Origin of the sequence: Photorhabdus aegyptia (assembly GCF_000612035.1) — a bacterium.
Taxonomy (GTDB): Bacteria; Pseudomonadota; Gammaproteobacteria; order Enterobacterales; family Enterobacteriaceae; genus Photorhabdus; species Photorhabdus akhurstii.
In genome coordinates this window covers 26,795-45,828 of the sequence record NZ_JFGV01000041.1, presented here as the reverse complement: position 1 = coordinate 45,828, position 19,034 = coordinate 26,795, and the positions used below count along the sequence as shown (strand labels likewise).

Annotated in this window: 14 protein-coding genes; 6 read left to right on the top strand and 8 right to left on the bottom strand. The window is 45.2% G+C overall.

The window, feature by feature from the left end; translation table 11 throughout:
• Nucleotides 1-138 precede the first annotated feature (138 nt).
• From BA1DRAFT_RS13625 to lrp, 4 genes are all read right to left on the bottom strand, one after another.
• The gene (locus BA1DRAFT_RS13625; protein ID WP_036780088.1) at nucleotides 139-1,482 is read right to left on the bottom strand and encodes a replication-associated recombination protein A; all 1,344 of its coding nucleotides are present in this window, start codon (nucleotides 1,480-1,482) and stop codon (nucleotides 139-141) included.
• Nucleotides 1,483-1,489: 7 nt separating this feature from the next.
• A complete protein-coding gene (lolA, locus tag BA1DRAFT_RS13620; RefSeq protein ID WP_036780086.1) occupies nucleotides 1,490-2,101 on the bottom strand; it encodes an outer membrane lipoprotein periplasmic chaperone LolA in 612 nt (203 codons plus the stop codon).
• Nucleotides 2,102-2,194: 93 nt separating this feature from the next.
• Entirely contained in the window at nucleotides 2,195-5,518 is a 3,324-nt protein-coding gene (locus tag BA1DRAFT_RS13615) for a DNA translocase FtsK 4TM domain-containing protein (RefSeq protein ID WP_036780083.1), read from the bottom strand.
• A 147-nt stretch (nucleotides 5,519-5,665) separates the two neighbouring features.
• Nucleotides 5,666-6,160, bottom strand: a complete 495-nt coding sequence (lrp, locus tag BA1DRAFT_RS13610; RefSeq protein ID WP_011145896.1) for a leucine-responsive transcriptional regulator Lrp — start codon at nucleotides 6,158-6,160, stop codon at nucleotides 5,666-5,668.
• A gap of 500 nt (nucleotides 6,161-6,660) precedes the next feature.
• Here lrp and trxB point away from each other — a divergent pair, with 500 nt between their 5' ends.
• The 5 genes from trxB to infA all read left to right on the top strand — a co-directional run bounded on the left by trxB (nucleotide 6,661) and on the right by infA (nucleotide 12,349).
• Nucleotides 6,661-7,620, top strand: a complete 960-nt coding sequence (gene trxB, locus BA1DRAFT_RS13605) for a thioredoxin-disulfide reductase (protein ID WP_036780081.1) — start codon at nucleotides 6,661-6,663, stop codon at nucleotides 7,618-7,620.
• Nucleotides 7,621-7,754: 134 nt separating this feature from the next.
• Entirely contained in the window at nucleotides 7,755-9,524 is a 1,770-nt protein-coding gene (cydD, locus tag BA1DRAFT_RS13600) for a heme ABC transporter permease/ATP-binding protein CydD (protein ID WP_036780078.1), read from the top strand.
• Nucleotides 9,525-9,526: 2 nt separating this feature from the next.
• Nucleotides 9,527-11,275, top strand: a complete 1,749-nt coding sequence (gene cydC, locus BA1DRAFT_RS13595) for a heme ABC transporter ATP-binding protein/permease CydC (protein WP_036780076.1) — start codon at nucleotides 9,527-9,529, stop codon at nucleotides 11,273-11,275.
• 6 nt (nucleotides 11,276-11,281) lie between these two features.
• Nucleotides 11,282-11,974, top strand: coding sequence for a leucyl/phenylalanyl-tRNA--protein transferase (gene aat / locus BA1DRAFT_RS13590; protein ID WP_036780073.1), 693 nt, complete (start codon nucleotides 11,282-11,284; stop codon nucleotides 11,972-11,974).
• A gap of 156 nt (nucleotides 11,975-12,130) precedes the next feature.
• A complete protein-coding gene (infA, locus tag BA1DRAFT_RS13585) occupies nucleotides 12,131-12,349 on the top strand; it encodes a translation initiation factor IF-1 (RefSeq protein WP_002211347.1) in 219 nt (72 codons plus the stop codon).
• 84 nt (nucleotides 12,350-12,433) lie between these two features.
• On the opposite strand, the gene clpA is transcribed toward infA, so the two are convergent.
• Both clpA and clpS read right to left on the bottom strand, forming a co-directional pair.
• A complete protein-coding gene (clpA, locus tag BA1DRAFT_RS13580; RefSeq protein WP_036780070.1) occupies nucleotides 12,434-14,710 on the bottom strand; it encodes an ATP-dependent Clp protease ATP-binding subunit ClpA in 2,277 nt (758 codons plus the stop codon).
• Between the two features lie 31 nt (nucleotides 14,711-14,741).
• Nucleotides 14,742-15,062 (bottom strand): ATP-dependent Clp protease adapter ClpS, encoded by a 321-nt coding sequence (clpS, locus tag BA1DRAFT_RS13575; RefSeq protein WP_036780068.1) that lies wholly within the window; start codon nucleotides 15,060-15,062, stop codon nucleotides 14,742-14,744.
• Nucleotides 15,063-15,405: 343 nt separating this feature from the next.
• Here clpS and cspD point away from each other — a divergent pair, with 343 nt between their 5' ends.
• Nucleotides 15,406-15,627 (top strand): cold shock-like protein CspD, encoded by a 222-nt coding sequence (cspD, locus tag BA1DRAFT_RS13570; RefSeq protein WP_036780066.1) that lies wholly within the window; start codon nucleotides 15,406-15,408, stop codon nucleotides 15,625-15,627.
• A gap of 82 nt (nucleotides 15,628-15,709) precedes the next feature.
• Here cspD and macB read toward each other — a convergent pair whose 3' ends face one another.
• Both macB and macA read right to left on the bottom strand, forming a co-directional pair.
• Complete coding sequence (gene macB, locus BA1DRAFT_RS13565) at nucleotides 15,710-17,653, bottom strand: macrolide ABC transporter ATP-binding protein/permease MacB (protein ID WP_036780063.1); 1,944 nt, start codon at nucleotides 17,651-17,653, stop codon at nucleotides 15,710-15,712.
• A complete protein-coding gene (macA, locus tag BA1DRAFT_RS13560) occupies nucleotides 17,653-18,768 on the bottom strand; it encodes a macrolide transporter subunit MacA (RefSeq protein WP_036780060.1) in 1,116 nt (371 codons plus the stop codon). The genes macB and macA overlap by 1 nt, the downstream gene beginning before the upstream one ends.
• Nucleotides 18,769-19,034: the final 266 nt, after the last annotated feature.

Below are 19,034 nucleotides of genomic sequence, written 5' to 3'. Positions count from 1 at the left end.
TCTATGCTCCCGGGGATTCGCTCCCTTGCCGTCGCGATGCATCTTGAAATCCATAGGGTATAGATGATATGAATAAGCCCACACAAGTTGATGGGCCATAAGGTATTTTTACCCGTCAACCTTACCGCAACAATAACGTTAGCGATAGCGTTTTATCGGGCTATTTTGATCCTGTTCAGCAAGCCAGGCGAGTTTATCGCCTATTTTACTTTCTAACCCTCGGTTAGCCGGATGATAATAGCGGGTTTCCCGCATCTCAGGTGGAAAATAAACTTCACCCCCCGCGTAAGCATTAGGTTCATCATGAGCATAACGATATTCTTCGCCAAGCCCCATCCCTTTCATCAATGTTGTCGGTGCATTGCGCAAATGTGCAGGAACATCATAGTCAGGTTTCTCCTGCGCATCAGCCATCGCTGCCTTAAACGCGGTATAAACCGCGTTACTTTTCGGTGCGCAAGCAAGATAAACAATAGCTTGGGCAATCGCTCTTTCACCTTCTGCCGGCCCAACGCGCGTAAAACAATCCCACGCAGCAATGGCTACCTGCATTCCCCGAGGATCGGCATTACCAACATCTTCGGAAGCAATAGCCAATAAACGGCGGGCAACATATAACGGATCACCACCGGCGGTAATGATCCGGGCATACCAGTAAAGCGCAGCGTCAGGTGCAGAACCACGAACGGATTTATGCAGTGCTGAAATCAAATCGTAATAACGATCACCTTTATTATCAAAACGAGCACTTCGCTCTCCACTGACCTCTTTCAATAGCGCCGGTGTCAAAACCCTCTGTCCCTGAGCATTGGTTTCTGCCATATCCGCCATCATTTCCAGCAAATTCAATGAACGACGGGCATCGCCGGAAACCAGCTCCGCAATCATGTGACGGGTATTTTCAGGCAAAATGATATTCTGTCCATGATAACCGTGCTCTTTATCATTCATTGCCTGATCAAGTACTTGCTCAATCTCTTCTGTTGTCAATGATTTAAGCAGATAGACCCGTGCCCGTGAAAGTAATGCGGAATTCAGTTCAAAAGAGGGGTTTTCTGTTGTCGCACCGATAAAGGTGATCGTGCCATCTTCAATGTGTGGCAGAAAAGCATCCTGTTGGCTTTTGTTAAAACGATGTACTTCATCAACAAACAGGATAGTTCTACGCCCTGCATTCCGGTTTTGACGCGCCTTTTCAATCGATTCACGTATCTCTTTGATGCCGGAAGTGACCGCAGATATCCGTTCAACATCAGCTTGAGCATAATGCCCAATAATTTCAGCTAATGTTGTTTTGCCTGTCCCCGGCGGCCCCCATAAAATCATGGAGTGAAGTTGTCCAGCCCGGATAGCCCTTGGAAGTGGTTTTCCTTCTGCCAGTAAATGCTGCTGGCCGATATATTGCTCTAATGCCATTGGCCGCATACGCGCGGCCAATGGCTGGAATTCATTTTGTGAAAAATCGAGTGACAGGTTGTTCACTTAAACCTCACTGGCGCTGATCATCCAACGTAACGCCTTTCGGTAGCGTAAAACTGAACTTTGCCGCATCCACATGGGTATTTTGCTGCCCTTTTAATTGATAAGCACTCTTTTGTCCATCCTGTTCTATGGCAGAAAATTTTTGGATAGTGCCGTCAGCCGTGACGGTAATCGAGAAGCGTTTCAGATTGCCAGCGACATTATTCGGCGTCAGTTCAAAATCATTTCCTTGCTGGCTAATTTTATATTGAGACCAATCTTTAGCATCGTTACGAGTAATTAACATAAACGGCGTGTTACCTGTGGCATCTTTCAACCAATTAGCCGTTACCTGCTCAACAAATGGATTATAGAACCACAATGTTTTACCGTCCGATACCAAGACGCTTTCATCAGGGGATATCATGTGCCAGTTAAATAGGTTTGGTCGTTTAACCCACAACTGCCCTTCACCTTCCTGAATTGTCGCCCCATCATCACTGGTGACTGTCTGAGTAAAGCTGGCATGAAAACTGTTTACTTTACCCAAACGCTCCTGCAAATTCTGACTGGCATTTGCCCATGCCGCATTGATATTCATGCCAGCCATTAAACAACCAATCAATATCAGCTTTTTCATGTAAGAGATACCTTTCTCAGCGTTATTACTTCTTTCTCAACGTTATTACTTAAGTGATTTATTATCAGAGTCTTCAACGTTCAATATTCATTATCAGCTCTCATGTGGCGGCGGGGCCAATACTTCACGATTACCATTATGACCTGGAGCACTGACAATCTGTTGCGCCTCCATCTGTTCCACAATACGCGCCGCTCGGTTATAACCAATACGGAATTGACGCTGGACGCCAGAAATCGAAACTCGTCGTTTTTCCGTTACGAATTGAACTGCCTGATCAAACAGGGCGTCTAGCTCTTCATCACTATCAAAGCCCAGGCCACCCTCAGCATCATCACCACCACTGAGAATGCTGTCAACATACTCTGGACGACCGCGGGCTTTCCAATCATTCACCACTTCATGAACTTCCTGATCCCGAACAAAGGCGCCATGAACACGCACCGGAATCGAGGAGTTTGGCGCCAGATAAAGCATATCCCCCATTCCTAATAGAGATTCAGCGCCGCCTTGATCAAGGATGGTGCGGGAATCAATTTTGCTGGAAACGGTAAAAGCAATACGTGTCGGAATATTCGCTTTAATCAAACCGGTAATAATATCGACCGATGGACGTTGGGTCGCCAGAACCAAATGGATACCGGCAGCACGCGCTTTCTGCGCTAATCGTGCAATCAGCTCTTCAACTTTTTTACCGACAGTCATCATTAAGTCAGCAAATTCATCGACCATGACAACGATGTATGGCTCTTTTTTCAGTACTGGATGAGTAATATCCATGCTGTCACCGGGCTTCCAGAATGGGTGAGGGATTGGGCGTCCCATCTCTTCTGCCTGTTTAACCTTTTCGTTATAACCCGCCAGATTACGTACCCCTAATGCGGACATCAGTTTATAACGGCGCTCCATTTCACTAACGCACCAGCGCAGTGCATTAGCAGCATCTTTCATATCAGTAACAACTTCGGTTAACAGATGCGGAATGCCTTCATAAACCGATAACTCCAACATTTTCGGGTCAATCATAATAAAGCGCACATCCTCTGGTTTCGCTTTATAGAGAATGCTGAGGATCATGGCGTTGACGCCAACAGATTTACCCGAACCGGTTGTACCCGCCACCAGCAAGTGCGGCATTTTACCTAAATCAGCGACAACCGGCTGACCACCAATATCTTTACCCAATACAATTGTTAGTGGCGATGGATTATCACGGAACTTTTCACAATCCAATACTTCACGCAAATAGACCGTCTGACGTTTTTTATTCGGCAATTCTAAACCAACATAAGGTTTACCCGGAATCACTTCAACAATACGCACAGCGACCGCAGATAGAGAACGTGCTAAGTCTCTTGATAAATTGGAAATACGTGCTGCTTTAACACCCGGAGCTAAATCCAGTTCAAACCGGGTAATCACCGGACCGGGTGAGAAACCGACGACATCAGCTTTAACTCGATAATCACTCAGACGCGCTTCAATCAAACGGGACGTTTGCTCAAGGGCAAACATATCAACGGGTTCTTCTTCTGCTAAAGGACTGGTTAACAGTTCGAGCGAAGGCATTGGTGTCGTTGGTTTTGGCAACGGTTGATCGTTACGAACCAAAAATGGATGAAATAAGCTATTTTGCTGCGGTTGCTGCGGTTGCTGCGGTTGCTGCGGTTGCTGCGCAGTATTGTGTACAGGCGCTGACGCAAAAGCAATTTCTGTGAGCCATTCTGATTGATTTTTCGGCGCGGATTGAACAGAAGGCATAAACAGCGGCTCTGTTGGCTCCTTTTCAACTAAATCTTCAACCGGCGAGAAGTTATTTAAAATCGATAAACTCTCCAGAGCCGAGAGCTCTTTTTTCTCTTGGCGACTTTGCTCTTGATAACGCTTATGTTGCGACTGCTCAACTGTCTGTTTAACAATCTCTGTCGCTGTTTGAGCCTGTTCTTCCACCGAAGGCCGATTTTCCGGCTCAAATAAATTCTGTCTTATTTGAGGCTGAATTGAGACCTGTTTTTCTGTATCCGTCGTAATACGATAACGCTCGCGCTGTTGCTCAAGAAATTGCTGACGCAGCAACACTTCTTGCTGTTCATCAACATCAATATCATCCTCCGATCCATCTACTTGCTGTTTGATCTCATACTCACGCTGCTGTTCTGCAAGACGTTGTGAAGGAACTTTGATTCCATACAGTTCACGGCGGGTTGGAATACGGACAGGATTAGGACGAGGTAGTTCTGGCCCGATTCCTTGTTTAACCTGAGAGTTACCCGTTATAACCGTTGCGGCGGTTGCTGCCATAACATTTTTTTGCTCTGTATTTTTTGGCTCTGTTTCAGGCATGAAAGTGAAAGTATTACTGCTGTTTTGGCTACTTTCGACAGATTCAAATGTTGGCGTCGCTTGACGGTTAGATTCAGATATAGGTTCAAAATGGTACTCAGCAGGAATTTCAAATGTATAACGAACAGGTTCGTCGTTATTATTCTTTTCACTCTCTTCCACTAATGTCTGAGACTGTTCAATATCATCAGATCTATTGACCAGAATTTTAGGTTCAACATCAATATCAGCCATATTAATGGTAGGAATATCCGTTGGCTGTTCTTGTTCGATTTCTGTTTTCACTGATTCTGGTTCGTCCAGTTCAGTTTTTGCTAACTCTGCTGCTGAAGGTGCTGTAAATAGCACATCATCATGATCAATATCAGCCGCTGTGAATTCAGGTTCTGTTTTATCATAGGCGAGATCTTCCCGCGCAATAGCCGTTTCATCGTATGGCGTATATTCTTGTTCATTACGGCTGCGGTTGGTAATAAATCCTATTGCCCCCAGAATCACTGCCCCTGTTTTTTCAGCAATAGTCAACCATGACCAGCCAGTAAATAGCGTAAATCCAATCGCCCAAATACACAGCAAGACTAAAGTCGCGCCCAATTCATTAAACCAAGGCAACATTGCGCTGCTAAACAGACTGCCAATAATCCCGCCGGAAGCAAAGTAATGGAGATCGTCAACATTCAGCGCCGCTAATCCACATGAAGTTAAGACGATTGCCAATGCGCCAATAACGCGCAAAGCCAGCGCGAAGAAATCGACATACTCCCGGTCATCATGTTGCCTAAAAGCAGTCCAACAACCCAATATCATCACCGGGGGAATGGCATAAGCTAGAATACCAAATGCAGAAAACAGCGTATCGGCCAGCCATGCGCCAACTCCGCCACCCAAATTATGCACCGGTTCATGCCATGCAGTCTGAGACCAACTGGGATCAGAAGGATTAAAACTGACAAGCGCGACCATCAGATAAGCCGCCAGGATGACAATAACAAGCAACACAGCTTCTAACAGCCTGCGTCCACTACTCAGTCTCTTTAACTTAATATTTTTATCTTCTGTATATTCCTGGCTCAAGAAAGGCTCTCCAGGTTTCCTGTTGATTTAACGGAACAATTGATTTAACGGAACAACGCCGAGATAGCTCAGCGTTGAAACTGTATGCATAAACAGGAGTGTACCTAAGTTTTTCCAGTTTTGCACCTGTACATTTTTGGTAAGATTTTAGCGCGTCTTAATGACCAGACGGTTGCTCTGCTTAACTTCTTCCATTACAACATATGTGCGGGTGTCATTAACACCTGGCAAACGCAACAAAGTTTCGCCTAGCAACTTACGGTAAGCTGACATGTCTGGTACGCGGGTTTTTAACAGATAGTCGAAATCACCGGAAACCAAGTGACATTCCTGAATCTCTTCCAATTTTTGTACAGCAGCATTGAATTGTTCAAAAACATCTGGAGCACCACGGTTTAAAGTAATTTCAACAAATACCAGCAAAGATGCATCCAAATAGTGAGGATTCAGCAATGCCGTGTATCCAGTAATAAACCCTTGACGTTCCAGACGACGAACACGCTCCAGGCACGGGGTTGGAGACAAACCTACCCGTTTGGACAGTTCTACGTTAGAAATTCGCCCATCTTTTTGTAGCTCATTTAGGATATTACGATCTATGCGATCAAGATCTTTTCCCGGACGTTTTTTATTATCTATCATCTTGTTGATCTCTCTTTATTTTCCTACACCCATAACATTTTCCCCTATCTCTCTGAGTTTGAGTTGGAAAAGATGTCTTAAAGTTAAAGCCTCGCTCTATCAGCGTAAAGCAACTCACAGGCCATTTTTTTAATGCTACACAAAAGAGGATTATCCGCATGTCGATTTTTATGGAAACGAATTTAGCGAGGTGGATAATTATCTCTTACAGTGATGTTTTCGCAAATGCACAGCCGATTGTCAAAGTAAATGAGCAAAAATCAGAACAACCTGTGGAACAAATTTTCAGTTAATCGTTTCGATAGTCTACCATTAATTGAAAACGAACAAATGAAATACAAACAGCACTAAAAGAACACTTTTCTCAGGTTAAAATCATTATTAGTTAATATCTATCGGTAAAATCGTTAGTAACATGAGTCTTTTAGCTTTTTTTACCCTCCTATTTCTCCTACAATCGCTCGATATTCGATTAGGTGATAAATGGAAATGAGGTATTCATGAGCGCCGTCAAACACCACAAACTCATTATTCTTGGCTCCGGTCCAGCAGGCTATACTGCCGCGGTTTACGCTGCCCGAGCAAATTTACATCCGGTTCTTATTACCGGGGTTGAAAGAGGCGGTCAGTTGACTACCACCACCGAGGTCGAAAACTGGCCTGGCGATCCTGACGGTCTGACCGGCCCAGGGTTAATGGAACGCATGCATCAACATGCTGAAAAATTCCAAACCGAAATCATTTCTGACCATATTCAAAAAGTTGATCTGCAAAACCGGCCTTTACGCCTTTATGGTGATGAACAAGAATATACCTGTGACGCACTGATTATCGCAACAGGTGCTTCCGCCCGTTATTTAGGTTTACCTTCTGAAGAGGCATTCAAAGGACGTGGTATTTCAGCTTGTGCAACCTGTGATGGTTTCTTTTACCGTAACCAGAAAGTCGCCGTTGTCGGCGGCGGTAACACCGCCGTAGAAGAAGCCTTATATCTGGCAAATATTGCAGCAGAAGTTCACCTAATTCATCGCCGTGATACTTTCCGTTCAGAGAAGATCCTAATCGGTCGCCTAATGGATAAAGTAAAAAATGGCAATATCATCCTGCACACCGATCGTATTCTGGATGAAGTACTCGGTGATGATATGGGCGTTACCGGTGTTCGCCTACGCGATACCAAAAGCGGCGCTACAGAAGAATTAGCGGTTACCGGCACATTCATTGCTATCGGCCATACTCCCAATACCGCTATCTTTGAAGGCCAATTAGAACTGGATAATGGTTACATTAAAGTTCAATCCGGTTTGCAGGGTAACGCCACTCAGACTTCAATTCCCGGTGTATTCGCCGCCGGTGACGTTATGGATCATACCTACCGTCAGGCAATTACATCCGCCGGTACAGGTTGTATGGCAGCCCTTGACGCAGAACGTTTCCTGGATGGGCTAGCCGCTAAATAAATTCTTTTTCTTTCAAGGCGCTATTTCGGTAGCGCCTTTTAACATGTAACATATCGGCAGGATGCTGACACATAGGATATGTCCAGCCTTTTGGTACGCCATTACCCTCACCTGCTAGATTAGAATTTTTTTCTATGGACAAAACAAGACAGTACGAATTGGTTCGCTGGCTGAAACAGCAAAGTGCCCCAGCCCAACGCTGGCTCCGCCTGTCCATGTTACTCGGCTTAATCAGTGGATTGTTGATTATCACTCAAGCCTGGTTACTTGCCTCAATTCTGCAAGCTTTAATCATGGATAACCTTCCGCGCGAGCACATCTCGAATGAATTTTGGTTGTTAGCAACCATCTTTGCTCTACGGGCCATCATCAGCGCTATTCGGGAACGAATAGGCTTTATCTGTGGCAAAGTCGTGCGTCAAAAAATCCGCGCTATGGTATTGGATAAGCTTGAACAACTTGGCCCGGTGTGGGTTAAAGGCAAACCAGCCGGTAGCTGGGCTACTATCATTCTTGAGCAAATAGAAGATATGCAGGATTATTACTCCCGCTATCTGCCGCAGATGTCTCTTGCCGTCATGATCCCGATTCTTATCCTGATCACCCTATTCCCTGTTAACTGGGCTGCCGGGTTAATTTTATTCGCGACGGCTCCGCTGATTCCCCTGTTTATGGCACTGGTTGGTTTAGGCGCCGCAGACGCTAATCGGCGTAATTTTGTCGCGCTAGGACGGTTAAGCGGTAATTTCCTGGATCGACTACGCGGGCTGGAAACGCTGCGCCTGTTTTATCGTGGCAATGCAGAAGCACAACAAATCAGCGAATCCACCGAAAATTTCCGTCGCAGGACAATGGAAGTGCTGAGATTAGCGTTCCTTTCTTCCGCAGTGCTGGAATTCTTTGCTGCCATTTCTATTGCTATTGTGGCTGTCTATTTCGGTTTCTCCTATCTAGGGGAGCTTAATTTTGGCAGTTACGGGATGGGCGTTACCCTGTTTGCCGGTTTTCTGGTGTTAACCCTCGCACCGGAATTTTTCCAGCCATTGCGCGATCTGGGCACTTACTATCACGCCAAAGCACAGGCGGTCGGTGCCGCAGAAGCATTAGTGACTTTACTGAGCAGTGATAGCGAACATGCACCTACCGGTGGTGATAAAACGCTAAATACCCAAGATTCGTTAACCATCATTGCTAATAATCTGGAAATTCTGGCCCACGATGGCAACCGGCTTGCTGGCCCGTTGAATTTTACTATAGAGAAAAATCAGCGGGTGGCATTAGTTGGTCCAAGCGGAGCAGGTAAAAGCTCCCTGTTGAATTTACTGTTAGGGTTCCTGCCCTATCGTGGCTCAATACAAATTAATGGCGCTGAGCTGCGTGAGTTGGATCTACAGAGATGGCGTAACCAACTGAGTTGGGTTGGACAAAATCCACATCTGCCTGAACAGACTTTGCTTGATAATATTCGTCTGAACCAACCTAATGCCAATCAACAACAAATCCATCAGGTTATGGAGCAAGCATACGTCACCGAATTTATTCACGATTTACCCGATGGGCTGAATACCATTATCGGTGATAATGCAGCACGATTATCCGTTGGTCAGGCCCAACGTATCGCGGTTGCCCGTGCCCTATTGAAACCTTGCCGGTTATTATTACTGGATGAGCCTAGTGCCAGCCTGGATGCGCATAGCGAACAACAGGTGATGGCAACACTCAATCAGGCATCTCATCATCAGACGACCCTGCTAGTTACCCATCAATTGGAAGAAACGCTGGAATATGATCAGATTTGGGTCATGCAAAAGGGGGGGATTATTGAACAGGGAGATTACCAGACGCTAAGCCAATCTCAAGGGGTATTCACCCGCCTGTTATCCCATCGAAGTGAGGAGCTGTAGTTATGCGGGTATTGCTTCCTTTTCTGGCGCTCTATCGTCGTCATTGGTTTCTTATCAGTTTAGGCATGGTTCTGGCCGTTGTTACGCTACTCGCCAGTATAAGTTTACTGACCCTCTCTGGCTGGTTCCTTGCTGGCGCAGCACTAGCAGGTTTTGCCGGTTATACCTTCAACTATATGCTACCGGCCGCGGGTGTCCGTGGCTCTGCCATTCTTCGAACTGCCGGACGCTATGCTGAACGGTTGGTTAGCCATGACGCCACTTTCCGGGTATTGGCACATTTACGGGTTTTTGCCTTTCAGAAAATTTTGCCACTCTCACCGGGAGGAATGGCTCGTTTTCGTCAGGGCGAATTATTAAACCGGCTAGTCGCTGACGTTGAAACATTGGATCACCTCTATTTACGGGTGATTTCGCCGATATTATCAGCTTTTATCGTTATTATAGTTATCACTTTCGGTCTTGGTTTTTTGGATCTCACATTAGCCTATACTCTTGGCGGTATTATGCTGACGCTGTTGATCCTACTGCCATTGGTATTTTATAACGCAGGTAAATCCGTCGGCCGCGATCTGACTATTCTGCGTGGTCAATACCGCACCCAACTTACAGCGGCGTTGCAAGGGCAAGCTGAATTGATGGTATTCGGTGCGGTTGGCCGTTTTCGCAAGTCAATGGCCGATATTGAGTCACATTGGTTAAGACGTCAACAACAGCAAGCCAATCTGACCGGTTTGTCACAGGCAATCATGATTTTCGCCACCGGTATGACTGTCACATTGATCTTATGGCTGGCAGCTAACGGCGTGGGAGGCAACAGCCAGCCGGGAGCATTAATTGCACTGTTTGTCTTCTGTTCTCTTGCCGCGTTTGAAAGCCTGGGGCCTGTCACAGTTGCATTCCAACATCTAGGGCAAGTCATTACCTCTGCAACCCATGTTTCTCAATTGATGCAACAAGAACCGGAAATCACATTTCCTGCATCAGGGCCGGAAAGTTCGGCACAAGCCAGCATTGATATCAAAAATATCAGTTTCACCTATCCTGATCAGCCAATAGCCGTCCTGAAAAACATTTCTCTCTGCTTGAAAGCGGGAGAACATATCGCGCTGTTAGGCAAAACCGGTTGTGGTAAATCTACCTTACTACAATTACTGACCCGCGCCTGGGATGTTGATTCAGGCACAATCTGTCTGAATCAACATCCCATTACTGCTTATGACGAATCAACTCTGCGCAGTATGATATCGGTTGTTCCACAACGAGTGCATGTGTTCAGTCATACTTTGCGTCAGAATTTATTACTGGCAAAACCAAATGCAGCCGATAATGAACTGGAAACTGTGCTGAAACAGGTAGGTTTAAACAATCTACTGGAAACCGATGAGGGGCTAAACTGCTGGATGGGCGAAGGTGGTCGTCAGTTATCAGGTGGTGAACAGCGTCGCTTGGGGATTGCCAGAGCGTTATTGCACTCGGCACCACTGATGTTGCTGGATGAACCTACGGAAGGACTCGATGCGGACACTGAACAGCAAATTCTGTCTTTACTGCGTCAGCATTGTCAGCATAAGTCATTAATTATTGTCACCCACCGTCTGTACGGACTTGATCATATGGATCGTATTTACGTCATGGATGGCGGCACCATTATTGAACAAGGGCAACATGATGAATTACTGACCCAGCAAGGTCGCTATTATCAATTTCATCAACGGCAACATCAGATTCGTCTTGAACCGGAGCAGTAACACACGATGCCAATAATTCAACTGAATGATGATTCATATGATTTCCCTCACCCGAAAGAAGCATTAACGGAGCCTAATGGCCTACTGGCGGTAGGAGGGGATTTATCCGCCAAACGATTAAATGCGGCTTACCATCAAGGCATTTTCCCTTGGTTTTTACCCAGTGAAGTGCCACTTTGGTGGTCTCCCGATCCACGTGCGGTAATCATTCCCGGTGAATTGCATATCGGCCGAACATTACGCCGGTTTTTGCGCAATCATCCATACCGTATTACGGTGAATCATGCCTTTGAACAGGTGGTTTATTTCTGCGCTCAACGGCAGGAAGGAACATGGATAGGCCGGGATATCCAACAAGGTTATCAGAAATTGCATCAAACAGGACAAGCGCACTCAATAGAAGTCTGGCACAATGAGCGGATTGTTGGTGGCTTGTATGGTGTTAGCGTTGGCACACTATTCTGTGGTGAGTCTATGTTTAGCAGAATGGAAAATGCATCCAAATGTGCGTTCATTGCTTTCTATCACCATTTTCTGCGACACGGTGGTGAACTACTGGATTGCCAAGTGCTTAACCATCACACTGCGTCACTAGGTGCAAAAGAGATCTCCAGGGAAGAATTTATTCAGCATCTTTATCAATTCAGAAATCGGTCATTAAGACTCGGTTGCTGGTCACAACAAGTACTGGAATTATAATCAACATTTGACCGATTCATGTTGATTATAACGTAAATATCACCATGCACCATTTGCAAAATAACGGGTTAAAATACAACATTCCTTTACATAATGAGGGTTTTTCGGCATTATCTTGCCCGTTAAAAACGATGGTTATTAAACTTAGAGGATTAGATGGCCAAAGAAGACAATATTGAAATGCAAGGTACCGTGCTAGACACGCTACCAAACACTATGTTCCGCGTTGAGTTAGAAAACGGGCACGTAGTCACTGCTCACATCTCAGGTAAAATGCGTAAAAACTACATCCGCATCCTGACAGGCGACAAGGTTACAGTTGAGCTGACCCCATATGACCTGAGCAAAGGCCGTATCGTCTTCCGTAGCCGCTGATTCATTACCGTTTATCAGGTATTACACCACAGGTAGCAACTTTGTATCTAACAACGTTGTATTCACCTGTGGTGTCACTCTTTATTAGTGCACTACATCTTCCGGCTTCTGCTTATAAGCACTGCTGAAATCGTAGGTCAGTACGCGTCTTACCTTATCCAGGCCAATACTTACTGAGCCACCGTGAACTAATGAGCCGAACAGAAGTTCATTTGCCAACGGTTTTTTCAAGCTATCCTGAATAACCCGCGCCATTGGTCGAGCACCCATTGCTTTATCATAGCCTTTGTCACATAACCATTGACGAGCATCCGCACTGACCTCCAACGAAACGCCTTTTTCATCCAATTGTGCTTGCAGGGCGACAATGAACTTATCAACTACCTGTTGAATAACCTCGATAGAAAGCGTATTAAACCAGATGATGCCATCAAGACGGTTACGGAATTCCGGTGTAAACACTTTCTTAATCTCTTCCATTGCATCAGAACTGTTATCTTGCTGCTTAAATCCAATGGACTTGCGCTGTGTTTCACGTACTCCCGCATTGGTTGTCATGACTAAAATGACGTTACGAAAATCCGCTTTACGGCCGTTGTTATCAGTCAAAGTACCGTTATCCATGACTTGCAATAACAGGTTAAATACATCTGGATGTGCTTTTTCAATCTCATCAAGCAGTAATACTGAATGAGGATGTTTAATCACCGCATCTGTAAGCAATCCTCCTTGATCAAAACCAACATATCCCGGTGGCGCCCCAATTAAACGGCTTACTGTATGGCGCTCCATATATTCTGACATATCAAAACGCAATAATTTGATATTCAGCACCTTAGCAAGCTGTACGGTGACTTCCGTTTTCCCCACGCCTGTCGGACCTGCAAGCAGGAAAGAACCCACCGGTTTATTATCCTGCCCCAACCCTGCACGACTCATCTTAATGGCCTCGGTCAATGCCGCAATCGCGGTATCCTGACCAAATACCAACATTTTCAGCCGCTCATCCAGTGTTCTTAAGACATCTTTATCACTGGCAGAAACGGTTTTTTCAGGGATACGGGCAATCCGGGCAACGACGAATTCAATATCCGACACATTAATCGTTTTTTTACGGCGACTAATCGGCACCAGACGGGTACGCGCCCCGGCTTCATCAATCACATCGATCGCTTTATCCGGTAAATGGCGATCAGTAATGTATTTCACTGATAAATCAACCGCGGCGCGGATCGCTTTCGTGGTATAACGTACATCATGGTGCGCCTCATACTTTGGCCGCAACCCTTTAATAATCTGTACCGTCTCTTCGGGTGAAGGCTCAACAATATCAATCTTCTGAAAACGACGCGCTAACGCCCGATCTTTTTCAAAAATATTACTGAACTCATGATAGGTCGTAGAACCAATCACTCTAATACGACCACTAGATAACAATGGCTTAATCAGATTAGCCGCATCGACCTGCCCCCCTGACGCGGCGCCCGCACCGATAATGGTATGGATTTCATCTATAAATAGAATACTTTTCTTATCCTGCTCAAGGGTTTTTAACAATGCTTTGAAGCGCTTCTCAAAATCACCACGATATTTAGTTCCCGCCAGTAATGAACCAATATCCAGCGAATAAATCGTACAATTAGCCATCACCTCCGGTACATCTTTTTGCACAATCCGCCATGCCAACCCTTCTGCAATGGCGGTCTTACCGACCCCCGACTCGCCGACTAACAATGGGTTGTTTTTCCGACGACGACACAACACCTGGATTGTTCTTTCCAACTCATCCTGGCGGCCAATCAATGGATCAATCTGCCCTCTTTGAGCGAGTTGATTCAGATTAGTTGTGAAATTTTCCAACCGATCCTCACCTGTAGAGTGTTCTTCCGCAGATTGCGAGCCTGTCTCCTGATGATCCGATTCAGTGTCCTCTTTTTGCGTTCCGTGAGAAATGAAATTAACCACATCCAGACGACTAACATCATGTTTACGCAGCAAATAAGCAGCCTGAGACTCCTGTTCGCTAAAGATAGCCACCAGCACATTAGCACCGGAAACTTCTGAACGCCCAGAGGATTGAACATGAAATACCGCGCGTTGAAGAACACGTTGAAAACTCAACGTCGGCTGAGTCTCCCGCTCATCATTTTCAGGTAACAACGGTGTCGTTTGTGAAATAAAATTCTCCAGCTCCTTACGCAATTGAGCCAGATTGACCTTGCAGGCTTCCAATGCTTCACGCGCTGATGAATTGCTTAACAACGCCAGCAATAGGTGCTCCACAGTCATAAACTCGTGTCTGTTATCCCGTGCTTTAGCAAAGGCAATATTAAGACTAAGTTCAAGCTCTTGGTTGAGCATAGGCACCTCCCCCTAAAATCAGTATACCTGGTCAGATTTTTTCCAGCGTACAAAGTAATGGATGCCCGTGCTCCCTGGCATACATATTTACCTGAGCCGCTTTAGTTTCTGCCACCTCAGCAGTATAAACTCCACAAACAGCCTTCCCTTGATAGTGGACATCCAACATTAACTGCGTTGCCCGTTCAATATCATAAGAAAAGAACTTTCGTAATACGTCAACTACAAACTCCATCGGAGTGTAATCATCATTGTTAAGAATGACCTGATACATTGACGGCGGCTGCAATTTTTGCTGTCGTTCATCCTTAACAGATTCCTTACTTTTCAAACTATTATGATACTCGCTCATTATTTTCCCAACAGGATTAACCTCTAATACCAGCTACTACCAGCAAATAAATTATGTTGCCATTTATCTTATCATTCTCTGGGCAACTCCTTTTACCACAGACTATTCCCCTATGAAAACTCGGCATAAAAGTGAATGAACGAAACTCATATCGTTATCTATATCAAACTTTAGTCATTCAAAACAACCAGACATTTGTTCTGTGCTTGACGAGAATTTGATTTTTACTACAGTATGTTTTGTGAACAAACATAGATAATGTCGCTGTTTACATGTGATTGTTTACGACTGTTATATTAATGGCTCATCTCAACCGAAATTATTAAACGAGGGATGTAGAAGTATGGAGACAGGTACTGTTAAGTGGTTCAATAATGCGAAGGGCTTTGGGTTTATTTGCCCGGCAAGCGGCGGAGAAGATATATTCGCTCATTACTCAACCATTCAGATGGACGGTTACCGGACGCTGAAAGCGGGCCAGAAGGTGAATTTCAGCGTTCACCAAGGCCCAAAGGGAAATCATGCCAGTATTATTGTTCCCCTTAAAAACGAACCCAAAGGCTAAATAGCCTGGCCTGTGGGTCATAACCAGGTATTATTCACACGCCGCTGGTCATTGCCTGCGGCGTAACGTATTTCATTTCCACTTATTCTCTTGCCAACGCTTCTATCGGATCAAGTCGAGCAGCATTACGGGCAGGTAGAAACCCAAATATCACGCCAATTGCGGTAGAACAGGCGAAAGCACTGAGTAAGGCTATCGGCTGGAAGACAAAATGCCAACCAGGCAGCGCCAGTTGTGCAATCAATGCAATCGTATAAGAGAGTGCAATGCCCAAAACACCGCCAACCAGACAAACCAAAATAGCTTCTATCAGAAACTGCTGCATCACATCACTGGTTCTGGCGCCTACTGCCATACGGATACCGATCTCTCTTGTACGTTCAGTCACCGAAACTAACATAATATTCATCACGCCAATACCGCCAACTATCAGCGAAATTACCGCCACCATCGTCAAAAATAGTTGTAAAGTATGGGCTGTTTTTTCCGCCGTTTTTACCATCATGTCCACGTTATAGGTGAAAATATCCTTTTTCCCGTGGCGTAAAGTGAGCAATTGAACAATCTTCTTTTCTATATCCTTAGAGTTATAACCATCCTTTATTCTGACAGTAATCGAATCCAGATAATTTCGGTTCACCAGACGGCTGGTCATCGTGCTATGAGGCAACCAGACATGCAATGATTTGCTACTGCCAAATGTCGCTCTCTTATCAGATACCACTCCCACAATTGTGGCCGGCATATTACCCACCAGGATCACATCTCCAATCACATTTTTCTGGTGAGGAAACAGCTTGCGCTGGGTATTTTTATCAATCACCACAACTTGCCCCTGACGGCGTATCATATCCAATGAGAATCCCATCCCTTGGGAAAAGCGCAGAGCATAAACTTGAAAAAACTCATCACCCACGCCAGTCACCCTCGAAGCTACATCAATGTTCCCTTTACGAAGGCGCATTTGTCCCTCGATTTCTGGTGAAACCGCCAGAATATAGGGCTGCGCTTTAATCGCGTCGGCATCCTCTATTTTCAGCGCTTGCATATTGACCGGATCATCAAGGCCAAAATCTTCTCCCGGATAAATATCAATAGTGTTGGTCGCAATCTCTTTAATATCAGATAACACCGATGCCCTAGCCGCATCTCCGATAACCAAAATAGTCACAACGGAAGCAATACCAATGATAATCCCTAACATGGTTAGTAAAGTTCGCATCTTGTTGGCAACCATCGCCCGCCATGCCATGAATAAGGCTTCATTAAACCGCCCAAGGGTCTGGCGTATCGACGATATTTTTGATGTTAATGACGGGGCCTTAGTGACTTTTCTACTCACTTGCGTGCCAGAATCACTCATAATGCGACCATCTTTGATCTCAATAATCCTCTGTGCCTGCGCCGCAATTTTCGGATCATGAGTGACAATAATGACGGTATGCCCCTGTTCACACAATTGTTTGAGGATTGCCATCACCTCTTCGCCAGAATGGCTATCCAACGCTCCGGTTGGTTCATCAGCCAAAATGACTTGACCACCATTCATCAACGCCCTGGCGATACTGACCCTCTGCTGCTGCCCACCAGAGAGCTGCCCCGGCTGATAGTCGATTCGCTCTTCAAGCCCTAAACGACCAAGCAACTCTATTGCTCTCTGGCGACGTGCTGCTTTAGCGGCTCCTGCGTAAATAGCGGGAATTTCCACATTCTGTTCAGCAGTTAAATGAGTCAGTAAATGATAACGCTGAAAAATAAAGCCAAAATGCTCCCGTCTCAGTGCGGCCAATTCATCATTACTCAATTCAGCAACATTCTGTCCCGCGACCCGGTATTCACCATTACTAGGTTGATCAAGACACCCAAGAATATTCATCAGTGTCGATTTACCCGAGCCTGACGCACCGATAATCGCAACCATCTCACCGGCGTAAATAGACAAGGTGACATCATCCAGTACTTTTACCTGTTGCTCACCCGCGGGATAGCTGCGCTCTATACCTTTCAGCTCAAGTAACGCATTCATTACTCATCCCCTGCTGCATCACTAAGACCAGTAATCACCTGCTCATGCTCTTTCAGACCAGACAGAATTTGTACATTCACATCATTGCGTACGCCAATGGTCACTTCTCGTTTCTCTTCTTTATCTCCATTCAGGATATCCACCTCATAGCGAGTTGGCGTAATCTGTTTACCCAGAGCCGAGATCGGGATCGTTAACACATCACGATGGGAATCGAGTTGAATTTTCACCTGGGCGGTCATTTGCAAACGCAAAAGTTGCTGAGGATTAGCCACCTCGAAACGGGCATAGAAGAAAATTGCATCATTAATCTTTTCTGGCGTCGGCAAAATATCTTTCAACACCCCTGGAAAATTTTTATCCGGGGCGCCTAATACGGTAAAAGAAGCTTTCTGACCCGGTTTCAGGTAAATAACATCTGCCTCTGATACTTCTGCTTTTACCAACATCGTGCCCAAATCAGCCAGCGTCAGAATGGTCGGGGCTTCCTGTGCCGCAATGACTGTTTGCCCCTGAAGCGTTTTGATATTGACAACGATACCATCCATTGGTGCGGTAATCCGGGTATATTGCAAATTCGTCTCAGCAGTATCAAGGCTGGCCTGATTTTTACTGATTTGCGCCAATAAAGTTTCTACCTTCGCTCTTTTCACTTCAACATCCGTTTTAGCCTGATCCAATTCCTGGAGCGAGACCGCCTGCACTTTTGCCAGATTGTTCTGACGCTGTAATGTAAGCCGCGCCAATTTCAATTGTGCCCTGGCTTCTATCAGATCAGCATTCAACTCTCTGATCGTGGCTTCAACTTCTTTAACCTGGTTTTGCGCTGGCTTAGGATCAATCAATGCCAATAACTGGCCTTTTGTCACCTTATCACCCACCTCAACATACAAATTCTGCAACTGACCACTTACCTGTGCGCCAACATCTACTTTTCTGACTGCATCCAGTTTCCCTGTTGCCAATACATTCTTTTCCAAATCACCTTTAATGGCAGGAACTGTTTGATATTTAATCGCTTCCGTCCCATGTAGAAAATACCCCAGAACCAATGTGATAACTGCCACAATAGCTAACAACACAACCCATCGACGTTTCGAACGAATAAAATTCATTTAAATATCACCATATTAAGCATTGAATTCAAAGAAATGGTAAAAACTTATTTCTTGCAATACCACGAAGACTAAGGACTTTCACTCATTCTAGATAGATACTGTTCCTTTTACGTTTTATACACATTAAACGTTTTTAATAACACTCCACCTTAAGAATAAAAAATTCTTTGAGCAACAGCATACTTCTCTCTATCCTGACTATTCTCTTAATGTAAAAAAATTGATATCTTTTATTTTCATGGTTTTTACAACCATTTTTGAAA